Below are 16660 nucleotides of genomic sequence, written 5' to 3'. Positions count from 1 at the left end.
AAAACCAGTGATTCCTGGTCGGTCGAGGTTGCCAATCCTTACCCAAACAACCCCCCCTCATCCAACAACTCAAACGCCACCTCCGGCGTCCTCTCCATCCCCCGCCGAATCGCCGCAGGAATCGCCTGCCGCGTCTTGCTGCACAGGCCGCGCATGGGCAAGACCTCGATCTGGATGCCGCGCACTGTACGCACTTCGCTGGCTCCGGGCTCGATGCGCACGCGGATGCCGAGCTGCTCATACATGCGCTGCTCCACATGGCGCAGGTCCTGCAGGCTGGTGATCTGTTCGAGCCGCTGCAGCAGGCGTTTTTCCTCTTCCCTGGTGAGCCGCAGGATGCGCTGGTCGGCCATGGAGTCGGCGAGCAGGGCGTCGTGCTCGCAGATGCAGGCGCCCGGAGGGCAGGGGACTCGGATCGGAATCTGAACGGGAAAGCTCATCGATGCCCAAGGAAGATCCGCCCCGGCCGGGACGGTGCAGGCCATGCTAGTTCAAGGCTGCAGCGGGGCCAAGGGGAAAGTCCTGGGCAGCTTCCATCTCTGCAATGTGGCTTGCCTGATGCCGCAGGGTGCGGAGGGCGGGGCAGCGATTCGGTGTGTCTGCGAGGCCGAATGCAGGCTTTGAGAAGCAGCTGTTTGGCAAGGTGATGAAGGGATGCAATCCGAAGTGGGAATCCGCAACGTCCATTGCGCGAATGATTCAAATGCAACTGATAAGATGCCCGCGCCCAAGTCGGGCATGAATGAATCAATTGAATAAGGGAGCGGAACACATGAAGAAGCTGATCATTGCAATGGCCGTTGCGCAGATGGCATTGGGCGTTGCCGCCGCACCTGTGGCCAATCGCGACAGTGCGATAAAGGCGTGCCTCAAGACATTCCCCGATGCCGCTTCGCCCGTGGACGACAAGATGCGAACGTTTGCACAGGACGATCGCATCAATCTTGAGTTCAACTACATGGGCGCAAAGCTGGTGTGCTCCGTGGGCAAGACCAGTGCGGAGGTGGAAGAGGCCAGCGTGATGGGGCGCAAGTTCTCAAAGGCTGATTTGAAATCCTCGCAGGAAAAGCGCCAATCCAATGAACAGGCAGTTGGCCAGATCGCCGCTGGCAATTGGAAGAGCTTCGTGGCAAACGCGAAGATCAGTACATCCAAGAAGCTCCAGAATCCCCAGTCTGCACGCTTCAAGGACTTGTTTATCAGCAACGTGGATGAACAGCCCACGCTGTGCGGAAAAATTGATGGCAAGAATGAAGCCGGTGCCTATTCCGGCTATCGCGCTTTCTATTCGAATGCTGCCAGTACGCTGGTGGCCGCAGAGACTGGCCAAAGCCCGATGTTCAAGGCGATGGTGGATGAGTTCTGCAGCTCTAAATTCGCAGACGCTGAGTAACGTGAAGGTCGAACGCTACGGGTCAGACTGACTGCTCACGACTTCTGACTCCTCCCATAAAGATTCTCCAACCCCGCCCACACCCTGCGCGTGAGCGGCTTGCTCTGCGCGGCAGGCCGCCGGTAGAGCCGTACGTTGATGGGCACGTCCTTGTCGGGCCCGGCCGCGCGGGCCAGGCGGCCATCGGTCAGGTCGGTCTTGACCAGGGTGAGCGGCAGCCAGGCCAGGCCCAGGCCCTGGTGGACCATGGCGTGCAGGGAGTCGGCGAGGTCGGCCTCGTAGACAGTGCGCAGGCGCGTGGTGTCGCACAGCTCGTGCAGGTGGCTGCGCAGGATCTTGCCCAGGGACATGCTTTGCGCGTAGTCCAGGTAGGGCACCAGCGGGCCGCCGCCGTGGGCGGGCAGGGCGTACTTGGGCAACTGCGGGACCAGGGGGATGCTGACGGGGATCAGCGTGTCCTGGCCCACGGGCAGCCAGGCCAGGTGGTGGCCCTGCAGGCTGCCTTCGATGGCAGGCTGGGCGTGGCACATGAGCAGGTCCACCTTGCCTTGCAGCAGCATTTCCACGCCGTAGTCCAGGCTGGTGGTGACCACTTTCCAGCACAGCTGGGGCATGGACTGGTTGAGGGCGGTGATGATGCCCGGCAGGACGGTGTGCGACAGCGTGCGGCCGGCCGCGATGGTGACGGTTTCATCGCGCGTGCGGTGGGGGCGCTGCAGCAGGCCGTGGGTCTGCTCCAGGATGCCCAGCACTTCATGGGCCGAGGCCAGCAGCGTCTTGCCGGCGGCCGTGAGCGTGGTGGACTGGTGGCCGCGCTCGACCAGGGGCGTGCCCGCCCATTCCTCCAGCGCGCGGATGCGGCGGCCGAAGGCAGGGTGGGTGATGTGGCGGCGCTCGGCGGCCTTGTAGAGGCTGCCGGTGTCGGCCAGGGCCTGCAGGTCCTGCAGCAGTTTGAGGTTGAGTTCGTGCATGGGTAGGGTGGGTGCAGGGCTGTGCTGATCCGGCACAGCCCCGCCGCAATCGGCACAGCACCAAGGCGGGGCATGCCTAGCATGGCGGCATGCGAGAGAAGCCCTGTTATGCCTGAAGTTTGCCTCAGGAAGATGCAAAGCCATTTCATTGGCGGTGCGCAGCGCACGGTGCGGGATCTGCCGATCCAGCACAGGGAAGTGGTGCGCAACGGCGGCGAGCGGCCGCTGGACATGAATGGCAGCTATGCCGTGGGCCAGATGTATGCCATGGAGTACCGCCTGGCGCGTCCGCGCAGCCCTCTGCCCGTGCTGCTGTTGCATGGCGGCGGCATGACCGGGGCGCAGTGGGAGTCCACGCCCGATGGGCGCCAGGGCTGGCTGTGGCGCCTGCTGGAGGCGGGCCACGACGTGGTGGTCTGCGATGCCGTGGAGCGCGGCCGCGCGGGCTGGGCGATGTTCCCCGAGATCTATGCCGAGGCGCCCGTGTTCCGCAGTGCCGAGGAGGCGTGGACGCTGTTTCGCATAGGCCATGCGACGCCTTCAGGCGTGGACCTTGGCCTGGGCGAGCCTTTCGCGGGACAGCGTTTTCCGCATGAGCATTTCTGTGCCCTGGTGCGGCAGATGGTGCCGCGCTGGCTGGGGCATGAGGCCATGGCCATGGCGGCCTATGACGCCTTGCTGGAGCAGTTCGGCCCCTGCGTGGTGATGGGCCACAGCCAGGGCGGTGGCTTTGCCGCGCATGCGGCCGTCCGCAAGCCGCACCTGGTGCGCGCCGTGGTGGGGGTGGAGCCTACGGGCATGCCGGTGGTGCAAGAAGGGCAGCAGGGTCAGCAGGGGGCGGATGCCTTCGCGCCTGCCTCGGCTATCCCGCACCTGGCGGTGTGGGGCGACCATTTCGCGCACAGCCCGCAGTGGCAGAAGTACCGCGCGCAGACCGATGTGTATTGGCAGCTGCTGCGCCGCCTTGGCGGCCGTGCCGAGGTGCTGGACCTGCCGGCCGCAGGCATTACCGGCAATTCGCATTTCTGCATGCTGGACACCAATGGCGACGAGGTGCTGGGCCGGGTGCTGGCCTGGCTGGAGCGCCTGGGCCGATGACTGGCGGGTCACTGGCCAGTGACTGGCCGGTCCTGGTCCCGAAGAATTTCAACGAGGAGAAAAATCTCATGCAACGCCGCAATTTCATGATCCGCAGCCTGTCTGCAACCACGGCGGCCCTGGCCCTGGGCGCCCTGGCGCCCGCGCAGTCGGCCCTGGCGGCCGATGCCGGCTGGCCCACGGCCGAGCCCATCCGCCTGATCGTGCCGTTTCCGCCCGGCGGCACGGCCGATGTGGTGAACCGCCTGTTCGCGCAGCAACTGGGCAAGGTGCTGGGCGCCTCGGTGATCGTGGAGAACAAGGCCGGTGCCGGTGGCTCGCTGGGCACGCGCTTCGTGGCCGATGCCAAGCCGGACGGCTATACGCTGCTGGGCGCCACGTCCAGCACGCACGGCACGAATCCGGCCGTCTACACCAAGCTGCCCTATGACGCGGTGAAGGATTTCACGCCCATCACCCAGGTGATCACGGTGCCGGGCGTGCTCAGCGTGCATCCCTCGGTCAAGGCGGCGAATCTGAAGGAGCTGATCGCGCTGGCCAAGGCGCAGCCGGGCCATCTGTCGTATGCGTCCTCGGGCGCGGGCGGTCTGGGCCATCTGGCCATGGAGCTGTTCAAGGCCAAGGCGGGCGTGCAGATCATGCATGTGCCCTACCGTGGCGCTGGCCCGGCCTTCACCGATCTGATCGGCGGCCAGGTGTCCATGCTGTGGGAGCCGCTGCCGGCCTCGCTGCCGCACATCAAGTCCGGCAAGATCCGCCCGCTGGCCGTGGCCACGGCCCAGCGCAGCAGCGAGCTGCCCGATGTGCCGACCTTTGCAGAGTCCGGCGTGCCCGGCTACGCCGTGCAGGCCTGGAATGGCCTGCTGGCGCCCAAGGACCTGCCCAAGGACATCCGCGACAAGCTGCACAAGGCCAGCGTGCAGGCCCTGGCCGATCCGCAGCTGCGCCAGCGCCTGGCAGAGCTGGGCGGCACGGTGGTGGCCAATACGCCGGAGCAGTTCGGCGCGGTGATCCTCAAGGATGTGACGACCTGGAAGCAGGTGGCCTCTTCGTCGCAGATCAGCCTGGACTGATGCAGCGGGCACCGGGGAAAGCCCTGTGTCCCGGCGCCCACGGGTGGCGGGGCCAGGCGTCGTGACGGTGCCATAGTCCGGGGGTGGCGGTCCGGGCGCGTTGCCTGCGGCCGCGAACAAGGCGGACCGCCTGACCTGCCGCTCTCAAGCCATGGACATCAACCTCATCCGCAATTTCGTAGAGATCGTGGACGCGCGCAGCCTCAGCGCTGCGGCGCGCAAGCGCGACATCACGCGCTCCAAGGTGAGCAAGGAGCTCAAGGCGCTGGAGACGGCGCTGGGCGTGACCCTGCTGCACCGCACGACGCGCAGCTTTTTGCTGACGGCGGCGGGCGAGGTGCTGTACGAGCACGGGCGCAGCATCATCCAGGAGGTGGAGGCGGCGCAGGGCGCCATCGACGCGCTGCAGCATGTGGTGACGGGCTCGGTGCGGCTGAGCATTCCCACGGGCCTGGGCGAGCTGTACCTGGCCGACATGCTGCTGGCGTTCCAGAAGCGGCACCCGCAGGTGCGCATCCGCGTGCTGTTCTCCAACCGGGTCAGCGATCCCATGAGCGCCCAGGTGGATGTGGCCGTGCGCGTGGCGCGCGACGTGCAGGAGCACCTGGTGGCGCGCGATCTGGGGCCGGTGGGCTTTGGCCTGTATGCCAGCAGCGCCTATGCCAAGGCGCGGCCGTTCCACGACCCCGCCGAGATTCCCCACGGCGTGCTGCTGACGCCGCCCGGCGACGGCAAGACCTATGCCGTCTCGGTGAAAAAGGGGCAGCAGGAGATTGCGCTCAAGTGCGAGCCCTGCATCACCAGCGAGCATTTCCCCTTCCTCAAGCAGTCCATGCTCCGGGGCAGCGGCGTGGCCACCTTGCCCAACTACATGGTGATGGACGAGCTGCGATCGGGCGCGGTGCAGCGCGTGTGCCCGGACTGGACGGTGTCCGGCCTGGGCGACCGGCTGTACATCATCACGGCCGAGGACCGCCGGCCCTCGCATGCCGTCAAGGTGATGACCGAGTTCCTCAGGGCCAGCCTGCTGCGCTTCGTGGAGCAGGCCGAGGTGTCCGATCCTTAGGCACCTAGTTCATCACCTTTTCGGTCTTCAGTTCTCCAGCGCAATCGCGTTGTCCGCGATCACCTTGCGCCACATCTGGCCGTCAGCGGCCAGGAAGTCGTCGAGCTGGGCCTGGGTCTGGGGTTTTCTGGCGGCCAGGGTCTGGTTGCCCAGGGCACTGGCGAACTCGGGGTTGAGCATGACCTTGTTGACGGCGGCCTGCAGGGTGTTGCGCGCGTCCGCGGGCGTGCCTGCGGGCACGGCAATGCCGAACCAGGTGGAGGCCCTGAAGCCCGGCACGCCCGATTCGGCAATGGTGGGCGTCTGCGGCAGGAACTGCGAGCGCTCCGGCCCGGTGGTGGCAATGGCCACCAGCTTGCCGGCCTTGATGTGGGGCAGGGAGGTGCCGGCCACGTCCACCATGAGCTGGGTGTCGTTGGCCATGAGGGCGGTGAGGGCCGGCGCGCTGCCGTTGAAGGGAATGTGGGTGGCGGCCACGTCCAGGCGGGACTTGATCAGCTCGGTGGTCAGCTGCAGCGGGTTGCCCAGGCCGACCGAGCTGTAGTTGAGCTTGCCCGCGTGGGCCTTGGAGTAGGCCTTGAGGTCGGCCACGTTTTTGATGCCGGTCTGGCTGTTGGTGACCAGCACCAGCGGGGCCTCGGCCAGGATGTTGGTGAGCTTCAGCTCCCGGTCGGGGTTGTAGCTGAGCTTCTTGTAGAGCAGGGGGTTGAGCACCATGCTGGCATTGCTGGCCAGCAGCAGGGTGTAGCCGTCGGCCGGCGAGCGCGCCACGGCCGAGGCGGCAATCATGGTGTTGGCGCCCGGCCGGTTCTCCACGACCACGGACTGCTTGAGCTCCGTGGACAGGTGCGTGGCCAGGGTGCGGGCGAGCACGTCGACCGAGCCGCCCGGCGCATACGGGGCGATGAGCTTGATGGGCTTGCTGGGGTAGTCGGACTGGGCGAACCCGGGGGCTGCGGCTGCGGTGGCCGCAGCGGCAAGCAGCAATGCAATGGCCTTGTTCATGCGTTGTCTCCTTCTCTTTCGGTGTTGGCGGGTTCAGATCTTGCGCTGCGTCGCGCCCCAGTGGGCGTCGCGCAGCTTTCTTTTGGCGATCTTTCCGTTGTCGTCGCGGGGCAGGCGCTGGAAGACGAAGCTGCGCGGCAGCTTGTAGGCCGCCAGCCGGCCGCGCAGCCATTCTTTCAGTTCCGCTTCGGGCAGTGTGCCTGACTGGCCGGGCTCGACCAGGGCCAGCAGCCGCTCGCCGTACTCGGCATCGGGCACGCCGATGACGGCGCAGTCTGCTATGCCGGGGTGCCTGAGCAGCTCGTTCTCTATCTCGGCCGGGTAGATGTTCACGCCGCCGGAGATCACCATGTCCGAGTCGCGGTCGCAGACGTAGAGAAAGCCTTCCTCGTCCAGGTAGCCCATGTCGCCCAGGGTGATCAGGCCGCCCTGGTCCATCTTGCGGCGGGCCTCTTCGTTGCCCTTGTAGGTGAAGTCGGCATAGGCGGGCTGGCGCACGTAGATCAGGCCGACCTCGCCCGTGGGCAGCGCCTGGCCCTGCCTGTCGAGGATGCGGACCTCGGCGTCCTGCAGCGGCAGGCCCGCGCTGCCGGGGTGGGTGAGGGCGTCGGCCGAGCCGATGAAGGTGACCAGGCCCGACTCGCTGGAGGCATAGGTCTCGTTGATGATGGGCCCCATCCACTCGATCATGGCCTTCTTGACCTCGGGCGCGCAGGGCGAGCCGGTGGAGGCGATGAAGCGCAGCGAGGAGATGTCGTAGCGCTCGCGCACTTCGCGCGGCAGCCTGAGCAGGCGCACGTACATGATGGGCACCATGTAGGCGGTGTCGATGCGGTGCTCCTGCACCAGCTGCAGGAAGCGCTCGGGGTCGAAGCGCTGCTCCAGCACCACCAGCTCGCTGAGCATGAGCGCGTTCTGGAAGTACAGGCTGGGCGCGCTGTGGTAGATGGGTGCGGTCAGCAGGGTGCGCGCGCCGGGCCGCAGCCCGTAGGCGGTGGCGATCAGCGCCTGGTTCACGGCCAGGCGCCGGGGCAGTTCTTCCACGGGAAACGCCTTGCGCAGCACGCCCTTGGGGCGGCCCGTGGTGCCCGACGTGTAGGCCATGTGGCCGCGCGGCGCGACCAGCGGGCCGTCGTAGGGTGCCTGGGCGGCCAGCCAGGTTTCGTAGTCCTGCTCCGGCTCGCGTGCGTGGGCGACGCGCCGGGGCAGGTCCGCATAGAGCTCGCCCTTGAGGCCGTCGAGCAGGTCCTGGCTGGTGATGAGGCCGCGGGCGCCGCTGTCGGCCAGGATGTAGTCGATCTCCGTGGCCGTGAAATGCCAGTTGACGGGGCAGTAGTAGATGCCCGCAATGCGGCAGGCATGGACCACGTCGGCGTATTCGATGCCGTTGCGCAGGAAGACGGCCAGCACGTCGCCTTCGGCCAGGCCCAGGCTGCGCAGGCCCTGGGCCAGCTGGCGGCCGCGCTGCTGCTGGGCGGCGCCGGTCAGCGTGCGCTGTTCGAAGACCAGGGTGGAATGGGGCGTGGCGGCGGTGCTCATGTGGGCGTGGCCTCCTGCTCCCCATCGTTGACGTTGGGCTGGTTGGCGGCCTTGGCCATCTGCCGGGCGCGCGCCCAGTCGGCATCGTCCCAGGCCTGGTATTCGGTGAAGTAGGCGCCGTTGGCCAGGGCGTCGCCGCCGTCCAGCGTGATGGTCTGGCCGTTGAGCCAGGTGTTGCCCGGGGCCAGGATGAAGGCGGCCATGTTGCCGATGTCCTCGCCCGTGCCCAGGCGGCGCGTGGGGTTGTCCAGGCGGCGGCGGTCGGCCGAGTCCTCGTTGCCGTCGATCCTGGGGCGCAGGCGCTGGCTGGCGCCCTGGGTGGGAATCACGCCCGGTGCAATCGCGTTGAACCGTATGTGCTTGGGGCCCCATTCCACGGCCAGCGATTTGGTCATGGCGTCCAGCCCGGCCTTGGACATGGCCGAGGGCACGACGAAGGGCGAACCCGTATCCACCCAGGTGACGACGATGGACAGCACCGAGCCCGGCAGCCCTTCGGCGATCCAGCGGCGGCCCACGGCCTGGGTGACGTAGAAGGTGCCCCGGAAGACGATGTCCGAGATGGCATGGAAGCCGTTGATGCTCAGGTCCTCGGTGCGGCTGACGAAGTTGCCGGCCGCGTTGTTGACCAGGCTCGTCAGCGGGCCGTGTTCGGCCCAGATGCGGTCGATGACGGTGTGCACGGCCTCGGGCTGGCGAATGTCGAGTTCATGCGCAAAGGCCTGCGCGCCCGTGTCGTTGTTCAGCATCTCGCAGGCCTGCTGCACCACGGAATGCCGCCGGCCGCACAGGTGCAGCTCGGCACCCAGCTCCGCCAGCTTGGCCGCCATGGCCAGGCCCAGCCCCGTGCCGCCCCCGGTGATCAGGACGCGCTGGCCCTGGAATAGATTGGCTTCGAACATGCTTGTCTCCTTTTGCTTTCACTCTAGGGAGACAGGGGCGGCTGGGAAAGGAGGGTGGTGGAACGCGGTTGGTTCCGTGGTGGAAACAATGGGCGGGGTTTCGGGCTGTGATCGCGGCTTGTCAGCGAGTGCAGGGGGGGGCTCATTTCCCCCTGCCGGGTGGTTGTTTTTCGAGGCCGGGTCTCGGCCCGGCAGCCGACTGCCCTTTCTTGATTCGCCAAGAAAGGTCAGATCAAAGAAGGCGACCCGGATGTCCGCGACCCTCCGCTTCGCTGCGGGCAACCTGCGTCGTGGCGGTTGCGGGGTTCGCCGTGAAACTCGTTGCGCGCTGCGCGCTTCACTCAAACATCACGGCGAGTCAGATGACGAAGCAAGCCTGTCCTTCGGCAGGCTTGCAACCCCGCAACCGCCACGCCGCAGGCGCGGGCATACGGGTTGGGCTCCGTAGAACAGCCGGTGTCTCACGGCGCAGCCTTGTGCCCTGACTTTCCGGCTGCGCTGCGCAGGTCGGCCACCTGGCCGGCCGTCACGTCGGCGGGCTGGCCGCCCAGGGTGGCGCGGGTGTAGTTGGCCAGGGCGGCGACTTCGCCATCGGTCAGTTCCTGCATGAAGCCGGGCATGCCGGGCAGGGGCGTGGGGCCCTGCTGGGTGGCCGGGTGCTTGGGCAGGCCGACGAGGATGGCCAGCACCAGGTTGCGGGCGTCGGCCTGGCGCACGGTGCTGTTGCCCTTGAGCGGGGGCATGGTGAGGCTGCGGCCCAGGCCTTCGCTGCCGTGGCAGCTGGCGCACAGCGCCATGTAGTGGCCCCGGCCTGCGTCCAGCGTGCCCGCGCCGTTGCCGGCGCCATTGCCCGCGCTGTTGCCGGTGCCGGAATCCGGGGGCGCGGCGGCCGGCAGGGGCTGGGGCGCGGGCGGGTTGTCGCCCAGCAGGAAGGTGGACAGCGCCGTCATGTCCTCGGCCGTGAGGTACCGGGTGCTGTTGGCGATGACCTCGTGCATTTCATCGAAGGCGCTGCCGTGGGCCGAGAAGCCCGTCTGCAGGAACTGGGCCATGCCCTCGCGCGTCCAGCCGCGTGCGGCCAGGGCTTCTGCGGTGATGCCGGGGGCCGTGAACAGCGACAGCGTGCCGCCCTGCAGCCAGCGGTCCTTCTGCATCTGGCCGAACATGCCGCGCGGCGTGTGGCATTCGGCGCAGTGGCCCATGACATTGCCCAGGTACTGCCCGCGCAGCCAGGCCGGGCTCTGGCCCTGCGAGCCTACGGGCAGGGGAGCGCTGGACAGGAACAGCGTCTTCCAGCCGAACATCAGCACGCGAAGGTTGAAGGGGAAGGGCAGGGCGGGCTTGGTGTTGGGCTGGGCCACGGGCCGGATGTTCATCAGGTAGCCGTAGATCAGGTCCGAGTCTTCGCGGCTCATCAGGTGGTAGGAGGCATAAGGCATGGCCGGGTAGAGCTGGCGCCCGCCCGGCGCCGTGCCGCGGGTGACGGCGGCGTGGAATTCCTCGGCCGTCCAGCGGCCTATGCCGTGGTCCGGGTCGGGGGTGATGTTGGTGCCGTAGAGGGTGCCGAAGGGCGTGGGCAGGGGCTTGCCGCCCGCAAAGGGCTGGCCTTCCCGGGCGCCACCCATGCCACCCATCCCGTCATGGCAGGCCATGCAGTCGGCGGCGCGCGCCAGATACAGGCCCTGGGCCAACTGCTGGGGGCTGCGGTGCACGGCCTGCGGCTCGCGCTGCGGCACATGGGGCCGGTTGCCCCAGACGGCGGCAATGGCAAACAGCACGGCCAGCAGCAGAAGGATGAGCAGCAGCCCGCGCCAGCGGCGCCTGGGCCTGCGCGGTGGCGGGGGGCGGGCACCGCTGTAGTCTGCGGGTGGCGCGGCGGTGGCGGCGGTGGCACCGGTGGGGGTGGCTGCGCTGGGGTCGGCGGCGGACATGGCGCTCATCCTTTCAAGGTCAGCCCGGGCGTGTTCAGGACCAGGTCCTTCACGGCCGCGTAGTAGCGCACATAGCCGGTGCAGCGGCACAGGTGGGGCTGCAGCGCCTCGCCCACGACCTGTTCCACATCGGCCGCGCGGATGGGCGCCTTGGCCAGGCGCTCGACCAGCACCGTGGCCGCGATGACGAAGCCCGGCGTGCAGTAGCCGCACTGGAAGCTGAAATGCTCCAGGTACTTCTGCTGCACGGGGCTGATGGCAATGACCTTGCGCGGCTGGCCCGAGGCGCCGGGCGAGGGCGGGGGCGCGGTGTCCGCGCCGGCCGGGTCGGCAATGCCTTCGATGGTGCGGACCTTGCGGCCCTGGAAGTAGTGGGCGCCGGTGATGCAGGTGCGCATCTCGCGGCTGCCCTCGGGACCGTCCACGATGATGGTGCAGGCCCGGCATTCGCCGATGCCGCAGCCCAGGCGCGAGCCGGTGAGGTTCAGGTATTCGTGCAGGAAGTCGATCATGGGCATGCCTTCGGGCACGTCCATGGGGCCGACGCTCTGGCCGTTGACGGTCAGCGACAAGGGGCGCGGGACAAGGCTCATGGTGCGAGGGCCTCCCTGATCTTTTGCGGGGTCACGGGCAGGTCGTGGAAGCGCTTGCCTATGGCGTGGTGCAGTCCGTTGACGATGGCGGCGACGATGGGAATCATCACCACCTCGGCAATGCCCTTGGGCGGATCGGTGTCCGACAGCGGTGCCAGCAGCTCGGCCGTCTGCTTCCAGACCGCCACCTCGCTGCCGCGCGGCAGGTGGTAGCGGTGGAAGTTCCAGTTGCCGTCGCCGGGGCCGCCCTCGTACAGCGGCATGGTTTCGTACAGCGCATGGCCTATGCCCATGGCGATGCCGCCTTCGAGCTGGCCATGTACCAGCTCGGGCACGATGGGCCGCCCGCACTCCATGATGGAGTGGTGGGCCAGCAGCTCGACCGCGCCCGTGCCCGTGTCCACCGCCAGCTCGACCAAGGCCGCATTGGCGCTGTAGTAGGTGACCCCTGCGTTGTTGCGCTGCATGGGCGGATAGAACAGGTTGCGCCGCGCAATCATGCGGTAGCCGGCGGCGCTGCGCCGCGCGGTGACAGAGGCCTCGACGGGCGTGGCCGCCTGCGGCGTGTCGCTGGTGTCAGGGGCCGGCGTGACGGCGGAAGCATCGGGCGCGCTGCCCAGGCGCACGGCCAGCGCGTCCAGCGGCCGGCGCGCGCTGGTGCCCAGGATGTCGAAGTCGGCCTCGGCCCATTGCCAGCGGTTGAAGGTATGGCCCACGGCGCCCGTGACCAGCTGCATGGCATGGGCCTTCTGGGCCAGGGCCTGCAGGGACAGCGGCTGCATGCCGTTGGCCGTGAGCATGCCGTTGACCCAGCGCGCGTCCTCGCGGCGCACCACGTAGGGCGCCTTCTGGCCGCCGCCCGTGCCCTGGCTCCAGATGGCGACGGCGGCCGGCCACAGGCCGTGCTCGAAGACCACGCGCGCCGTCTCGCTGGTGGCGTGGCTGTAGTAGTAGGCCGAGTTGCTGGCGCTGGCCGGCGAGGCGTAGACCGGCGTCCACAGCGGCCGGGTGGCGAAGCGGTCCTGGTCGGCCTGGGGCATGGTGTAGTTGTCGCCCTCGGCCTTGAGCGGCAACTCCGGCCAGTCCAGGCAGGCGGTCTGCAGCTCGTCGGCGGGCTTGCCGAACCACTGCACGCACAGCTGGGCCTGCGAGGTGCCCATGCCCGTGCCGATCTCGGTGCCCGAGTGGTGCAGCAGCACGCGGCCCTGGGGCGATATCTCGATGCGGGCGAAGGCCGCCTCGCCGCCCGTGCCGAAGTCCTTTTGCACGCAGGCAAAGCCCACGCCGTAGCGCTGGCCGGGGTGGCTGGCCTCGTAGGCGGTCTTGCGCTTGGCGCGCTCGGTCCACAGCGGATGGCGGCGGGCGCGCTCCAGCACCTCGTCGGCGCGCAGGGCGCCAGCGGCAATGGCGCCCTGGGTGTTCTTGGCGCCCGAGGTCAGCACGTTGCGCAGGCGCAGCTCGATGGGGTCGATCTGCAGCAGTTCTGCGATTTCGTCCACCATCATTTCGGTGGCCGCCATGCTCTGCAGCGTGCCGTAGCCGCGTGCCGAGCCCGCGTCCAGCGCGCGGCTGGCCAGGGCCACGGCGGTGATGTCGTTCTTGGGAAAGTAGTAGATGGACTGCGCCGCCGTGCCGCCCACCATGGCGACCGAGGGCGAGAAGTTGGCCCGGCCGCCGCCATTGGCCGTCATGTTGGCCACCAGGCTCTGGAAGAGGCCGGTCTTCCTGTCGATGGCCATGGTGTAGTCGATCTCGAAGGCATGGCGCTTGAGCGAGGACTGGAACTGCTCGAACCGGTCATTGGCCAGGCGCACGGGCTTGCCATCCGCATAAAGCGCGCAGACCAGGCCGTAGTAGGGCATGGGCGCGTGGTCCTTGGAGCCGTAGCCCACCGTGTAGCACGGGTGCACGAAAAGGCGCTTGAGCGGGAACCTGCTGGCCTGCACCATCTGCGCAGCCCATTCGGCCACTTCGTGCGGCGACTGCGTGGCCAGCACCATGTGCAGGCTTTGCGTGGCCGCGTCATACCAGCAGTTGGCGTTGTCGGGCTCCAGCGCGGCCGTGTCCACCGATTGCGTGGCGTAGTGGCGCTGCAGCACCAGCCAGTCGGCCGGCGGCGTGGCCAGTTCCTGGGCGATCTGCTCGGCCGCGCGCAGGCCGCGTGCCGTGACCGCGTCGGCCTTGGAGATCTGCGGCCAGACCAGCGGCTTGCGCTCGGCGGGGAACAGCGGGGCATCGCGCAGGCTGGAGAACACGTCTTCGTCAAAGGCCGTGGCGCCGCCCTGGCGCACATAGCGGAACACGCCCCAGGGCGGACGGTCCAGCGCGCCCGTGATGCGGCCGTAGCGGATGACGCCGGCCGTGGCCTGCAGCCTTTCCTTGGCAAAGCGAAAGCGCGCGAAGTCGTGGTAGATGAGGATGGCCACGGCTTGGCCCAGGTAGGCGGGGGTGTTGCCTGCGGGTAGCAGCATGTCTTCGCCATAGAACTCGGGAAAGGCCAGGCCGTCGCGCGCCAGGTCTTCGGCGGTGACCACGCGGTCGGGCGCCAGTTCGCCGTCCAGGGAAGACAGGTCCATGCCGTCGAACAGCCGGTCGGCCAGCGTGGTGCGCACGATGAAGGCATGGGATTGCTGCTGGGGCCAGTGCGGCATGTCGCGGGCGCGGATGTCGCGGGCGAAGACCTTGGCGCCCATGACCTTGGAGCGGCCATCGAGCCGCATGCGCGGCAGCTGGGTGGCCGGCTCGCGGGCCACGCTGCCCAGGACGCGATCTTCAAAGAGGGCTGCATAGGCCTGGCTGGCCAGCGGCGCCACCCAGACGCTGACGCCTGCGATGCTGGCGGCCTGCAGAAAGCCGCGCCGCGACAAGGGAGCCGCGCCGGCCTGGCTGCCGGCGCCGGAGTGTTGTTCTGGGCGCATGGCGCTCTTCTCCTGTGGGGTTGAGCCCACTGTAGGAGGGCGCGTGCCGCGCGGCCTGTCAGCAAAGGCTGCTTCTGGCGTCAGCGCGGCGGCAGCGGCGGGTGCCTGCAATCGTCAAAAGCAGGAGCGGGCCAGGACCGCCAGGCCGCGACGGCAGCGTGCCGGCCATACTGTCAATCAGACGCCGCCGCAAGAAGGGCCTTGCCTCAGTGCTCCGTGGTGCCGCGCATAGCCCGGCAGGGCCAGGGCGTGTCCACATTCAGGCATAGTTGAGGGTTGTGCAGAAAGTAGTGAAGTCCTGGGCATAACCGGAGCTTCTTATTACTTAATTTTTTTATAGTTTGCGTTTTTATACGCGCAACCTATATTTGCTCCCACTTCCCAACAATGCGCAGCGGCGTCCCCAGGCCGTCCTGCGCCGCGGCGTTTTTTCATGATCGAGATTCGGGATCTTTCCCTGACCTACAAGGGCCCCACCGGGCCCGTCCATGCCTTGCGGGGCATCAACCTGCAGATCGAGTCGGGCGAGGTGTTCGGCATCATCGGCCGCAGCGGCGCGGGCAAAAGCTCGCTGGTGCGCTGCCTGAACCTGCTCAACCGTCCCACCTCCGGCCAGGTGCTGGTGGGCGGCCGGGACCTGATGCAGCTCAGCGATGCCGAGCTGCGCACGGCGCGCCGCGACATCGGCATGGTGTTCCAGCATTTCAACCTGCTGTCCTCGCGCACGGTGTTCGACAACGCCGCGCTGCCGCTGGAGCTGGCGGGCATGTCGGCCGACGACATCAAGAAGCGCGTGGACCCGCTGCTGGACCTGGTGGGCCTGAGCGCGCTGCGCGACCGCTATCCGGCGCAGATCTCGGGCGGGCAAAAGCAGCGCGTGGGCATTGCGCGCGCGCTGGCCAGCCACCCCAAGGTGCTGCTGTCGGACGAAGCCACCTCGGCCCTGGACCCCGAGACCACGCGCTCCATCCTGGACCTGCTGCGCAAGGTCAACCGCGAACTGGGCCTGACCGTGGTGCTGATCACGCACCAGATGCAGGTGATCAAGCAGATCGCCGACCGCGTGGCCGTGATCGACGGCGGCGAGATCGCCGAGCTGGGCCCCGTGATCGACGTGTTCACGCGCCCGCAGCAGGCCATCACGCGCAGCCTGATCGACGAGATCGTGCCCCAGCAACTGCCCGAGTCGGTGGCCGTGCGCGTGAATGCGCTGGCCGCCCAGCTGGCGCCCAGCCAGCAAGGCCGGCTGCTGCGCCTGTCGTATGCGGGCGAGAGCGCCTACCAGCCCATCCTGTCGCACCTGATCCGCGAGCTGGGGCTGGACCTGTCCATCCTGCATGGCCAGATCGACGAGATCCAGGAGCAGACCTTCGGCTCGCTGGCCGTCTTCGCCAGCGGCGACGCGGCAAAGATCGATGCCGCCGTGGACCATCTGCGCGCCACCGGCGTGCAGGTGCAGATCGTTTCCACCAGGGATTGAGCGATGTTTGAGAATTTTTCGGAAATGATGCTGGAGCTGTTCGTCAGCTCGCTGTGGGAGACCATCATCATGGTCGGCGTCTCGGGCCTGGTGGGCGGCCTGATCGGCATTCCCCTGGGTGTGTTCCTGCGCCTGACCGACCACGGCGGCGTGCTGCAGAACGGCCCGGCCAACAAGATCGTGGGCTGGATCGTCAATGCCCTGCGCTCCACCCCCTTCATCATCCTTTTGGTCGCCATCATCCCGCTGACGCGTCTGATCACGGGCTCGTCCATCGGCACCTGGGCGGCCGTGGTGCCGCTGACCATTGCGGCAGCCCCCTTCGTGGCGCGCCTGGTGGAGACCGCGCTGCGCGAGGTGGACAACGGCCTGGTGGAAGCGGCCCAGTCCATGGGCGCCACCACGGGCCAGATCGTCTGGAAGATCCTGCTGCCCGAGGCGCTGCCCGGCATCGTGGCAGGCCTGACCATCAGCTTCGTGAGCCTGACCGGCTACTCGGCCATGGCCGGCGCCATCGGCGGCGGCGGCCTGGGCGACCTGGGCATCCGCTACGGCTACCAGCGCTTTTTGCCCGATGTGATGCTGGCCGTGGTCATCATCCTGATCTTTTTCGTGCAGGCCATCCAGAGCCTGGGCGACTGGGCGGTGCGCAGGTTGAGCCACCGCTGATCCACACACCCCGGCGGCCGGT

General features: G+C 67.9%; 14 protein-coding genes. 6 read left to right on the top strand and 8 right to left on the bottom strand.

The features are described from left to right. Positions 1 to 38 precede the first annotated feature (38 nt). Complete coding sequence (locus ACF8NF_RS26140; protein WP_071957113.1) at positions 39 to 440, bottom strand: hypothetical protein; 402 nt, start codon at positions 438 to 440, stop codon at positions 39 to 41. Between the two features lie 332 nt (positions 441 to 772). Between ACF8NF_RS26140 and ACF8NF_RS26135 the strand changes: the two genes are divergently transcribed. Beyond that, positions 773 to 1393, top strand: a complete 621-nt coding sequence (locus ACF8NF_RS26135) for a hypothetical protein (RefSeq protein ID WP_017403990.1) — start codon at positions 773 to 775, stop codon at positions 1391 to 1393. 35 nt (positions 1394 to 1428) lie between these two features. Here the strand turns inward: ACF8NF_RS26135 and ACF8NF_RS26130 are convergent, their stop codons facing one another. Next, on the bottom strand, positions 1429 to 2364 hold the full coding sequence (locus ACF8NF_RS26130) for a LysR family transcriptional regulator (protein ID WP_392451553.1): 936 nt from the start codon (positions 2362 to 2364) through the stop codon (positions 1429 to 1431). Between the two features lie 132 nt (positions 2365 to 2496). On the opposite strand from ACF8NF_RS26130, the gene ACF8NF_RS26125 reads away from it, so the two are divergent. The 3 genes from ACF8NF_RS26125 to ACF8NF_RS26115 all read left to right on the top strand — a co-directional run bounded on the left by ACF8NF_RS26125 (position 2497) and on the right by ACF8NF_RS26115 (position 5601). Beyond that, positions 2497 to 3462: an alpha/beta fold hydrolase gene (locus ACF8NF_RS26125; RefSeq protein WP_392451552.1), complete on the top strand. Its 966-nt coding sequence runs from the start codon at positions 2497 to 2499 to the stop codon at positions 3460 to 3462. Positions 3463 to 3530: 68 nt separating this feature from the next. Continuing rightward, on the top strand, positions 3531 to 4535 hold the full coding sequence (locus ACF8NF_RS26120) for a tripartite tricarboxylate transporter substrate binding protein BugE (RefSeq protein WP_016448095.1): 1005 nt from the start codon (positions 3531 to 3533) through the stop codon (positions 4533 to 4535). Positions 4536 to 4686: 151 nt separating this feature from the next. Beyond that, positions 4687 to 5601: a LysR family transcriptional regulator gene (locus tag ACF8NF_RS26115; RefSeq protein WP_017407664.1), complete on the top strand. Its 915-nt coding sequence runs from the start codon at positions 4687 to 4689 to the stop codon at positions 5599 to 5601. 27 nt (positions 5602 to 5628) lie between these two features. Here ACF8NF_RS26115 and ACF8NF_RS26110 read toward each other — a convergent pair whose 3' ends face one another. The 6 genes from ACF8NF_RS26110 to ACF8NF_RS26085 form a co-directional block, all read right to left on the bottom strand. Continuing rightward, complete coding sequence (locus tag ACF8NF_RS26110) at positions 5629 to 6606, bottom strand: tripartite tricarboxylate transporter substrate binding protein (protein WP_012205004.1); 978 nt, start codon at positions 6604 to 6606, stop codon at positions 5629 to 5631. A gap of 33 nt (positions 6607 to 6639) precedes the next feature. Then, a complete protein-coding gene (locus tag ACF8NF_RS26105; RefSeq protein ID WP_392451551.1) occupies positions 6640 to 8145 on the bottom strand; it encodes an acyl-CoA synthetase in 1506 nt (501 codons plus the stop codon). Further along, entirely contained in the window at positions 8142 to 9047 is a 906-nt protein-coding gene (locus tag ACF8NF_RS26100) for an SDR family oxidoreductase (protein WP_074923637.1), read from the bottom strand. Before ACF8NF_RS26100 ends, ACF8NF_RS26105 begins: the two co-directional genes overlap by 4 nt. 461 nt (positions 9048 to 9508) lie before the next feature. Further along, positions 9509 to 10978 carry a c-type cytochrome gene (locus ACF8NF_RS26095; protein ID WP_392451550.1) on the bottom strand — a complete coding sequence of 490 codons (1470 nt, stop codon included), beginning with the start codon at positions 10976 to 10978 and terminating at the stop codon, positions 9509 to 9511. A gap of 5 nt (positions 10979 to 10983) precedes the next feature. Next, on the bottom strand, positions 10984 to 11571 hold the full coding sequence (locus ACF8NF_RS26090; protein ID WP_034392455.1) for a (2Fe-2S)-binding protein: 588 nt from the start codon (positions 11569 to 11571) through the stop codon (positions 10984 to 10986). Further along, complete coding sequence (locus ACF8NF_RS26085; RefSeq protein ID WP_392451549.1) at positions 11568 to 14489, bottom strand: xanthine dehydrogenase family protein molybdopterin-binding subunit; 2922 nt, start codon at positions 14487 to 14489, stop codon at positions 11568 to 11570. Before ACF8NF_RS26085 ends, ACF8NF_RS26090 begins: the two co-directional genes overlap by 4 nt. 433 nt (positions 14490 to 14922) lie before the next feature. Between ACF8NF_RS26085 and ACF8NF_RS26080 the strand changes: the two genes are divergently transcribed. Both ACF8NF_RS26080 and ACF8NF_RS26075 read left to right on the top strand, forming a co-directional pair. Then, positions 14923 to 15969 (top strand): methionine ABC transporter ATP-binding protein, encoded by a 1047-nt coding sequence (locus tag ACF8NF_RS26080; RefSeq protein ID WP_392451548.1) that lies wholly within the window; start codon positions 14923 to 14925, stop codon positions 15967 to 15969. Between the two features lie 3 nt (positions 15970 to 15972). Next, the gene (locus ACF8NF_RS26075) at positions 15973 to 16638 is read left to right on the top strand and encodes a methionine ABC transporter permease (protein ID WP_012205011.1); all 666 of its coding nucleotides are present in this window, start codon (positions 15973 to 15975) and stop codon (positions 16636 to 16638) included. The last annotated feature ends 22 nt before the right edge of the window (positions 16639 to 16660 follow it).

This window comes from Delftia sp. WSY_22 (assembly GCF_043104185.1).
GTDB lineage: Bacteria > Pseudomonadota > Gammaproteobacteria > Burkholderiales > Burkholderiaceae_C > Comamonas > Comamonas tsuruhatensis.
The sequence above is the reverse complement of the archived record's forward strand: the minus strand, read 5'-3'. Positions and strand labels throughout refer to the sequence as shown.

Bases quoted from the DNA above. Each gene is read 5' to 3' on its own strand.
- ACF8NF_RS26130 (WP_392451553.1), bottom strand. From the start codon at position 2,364: ATGCACGAACTCAACCTCAAACTGCTGCAGGACCTGCAGGCCCTGGCC.
- ACF8NF_RS26135 (WP_017403990.1), top strand. From the start codon at position 773: ATGAAGAAGCTGATCATTGCAATGGCCGTTGCGCAGATGGCATTGGGC.
- ACF8NF_RS26075 (WP_012205011.1), top strand. From the start codon at position 15,973: ATGTTTGAGAATTTTTCGGAAATGATGCTGGAGCTGTTCGTCAGCTCG.
- ACF8NF_RS26140 (WP_071957113.1), bottom strand. From the start codon at position 440: ATGAGCTTTCCCGTTCAGATTCCGATCCGAGTCCCCTGCCCTCCGGGC.
- ACF8NF_RS26110 (WP_012205004.1), bottom strand. From the start codon at position 6,606: ATGAACAAGGCCATTGCATTGCTGCTTGCCGCTGCGGCCACCGCAGCC.
- ACF8NF_RS26115 (WP_017407664.1), top strand. From the start codon at position 4,687: ATGGACATCAACCTCATCCGCAATTTCGTAGAGATCGTGGACGCGCGC.
- ACF8NF_RS26120 (WP_016448095.1), top strand. From the start codon at position 3,531: ATGCAACGCCGCAATTTCATGATCCGCAGCCTGTCTGCAACCACGGCG.
- ACF8NF_RS26100 (WP_074923637.1), bottom strand. From the start codon at position 9,047: ATGTTCGAAGCCAATCTATTCCAGGGCCAGCGCGTCCTGATCACCGGG.
- ACF8NF_RS26080 (WP_392451548.1), top strand. From the start codon at position 14,923: ATGATCGAGATTCGGGATCTTTCCCTGACCTACAAGGGCCCCACCGGG.
- ACF8NF_RS26125 (WP_392451552.1), top strand. From the start codon at position 2,497: ATGCAAAGCCATTTCATTGGCGGTGCGCAGCGCACGGTGCGGGATCTG.
- ACF8NF_RS26105 (WP_392451551.1), bottom strand. From the start codon at position 8,145: ATGAGCACCGCCGCCACGCCCCATTCCACCCTGGTCTTCGAACAGCGC.
- ACF8NF_RS26085 (WP_392451549.1), bottom strand. From the start codon at position 14,489: ATGCGCCCAGAACAACACTCCGGCGCCGGCAGCCAGGCCGGCGCGGCT.
- ACF8NF_RS26090 (WP_034392455.1), bottom strand. From the start codon at position 11,571: ATGAGCCTTGTCCCGCGCCCCTTGTCGCTGACCGTCAACGGCCAGAGC.
- ACF8NF_RS26095 (WP_392451550.1), bottom strand. From the start codon at position 10,978: ATGTCCGCCGCCGACCCCAGCGCAGCCACCCCCACCGGTGCCACCGCC.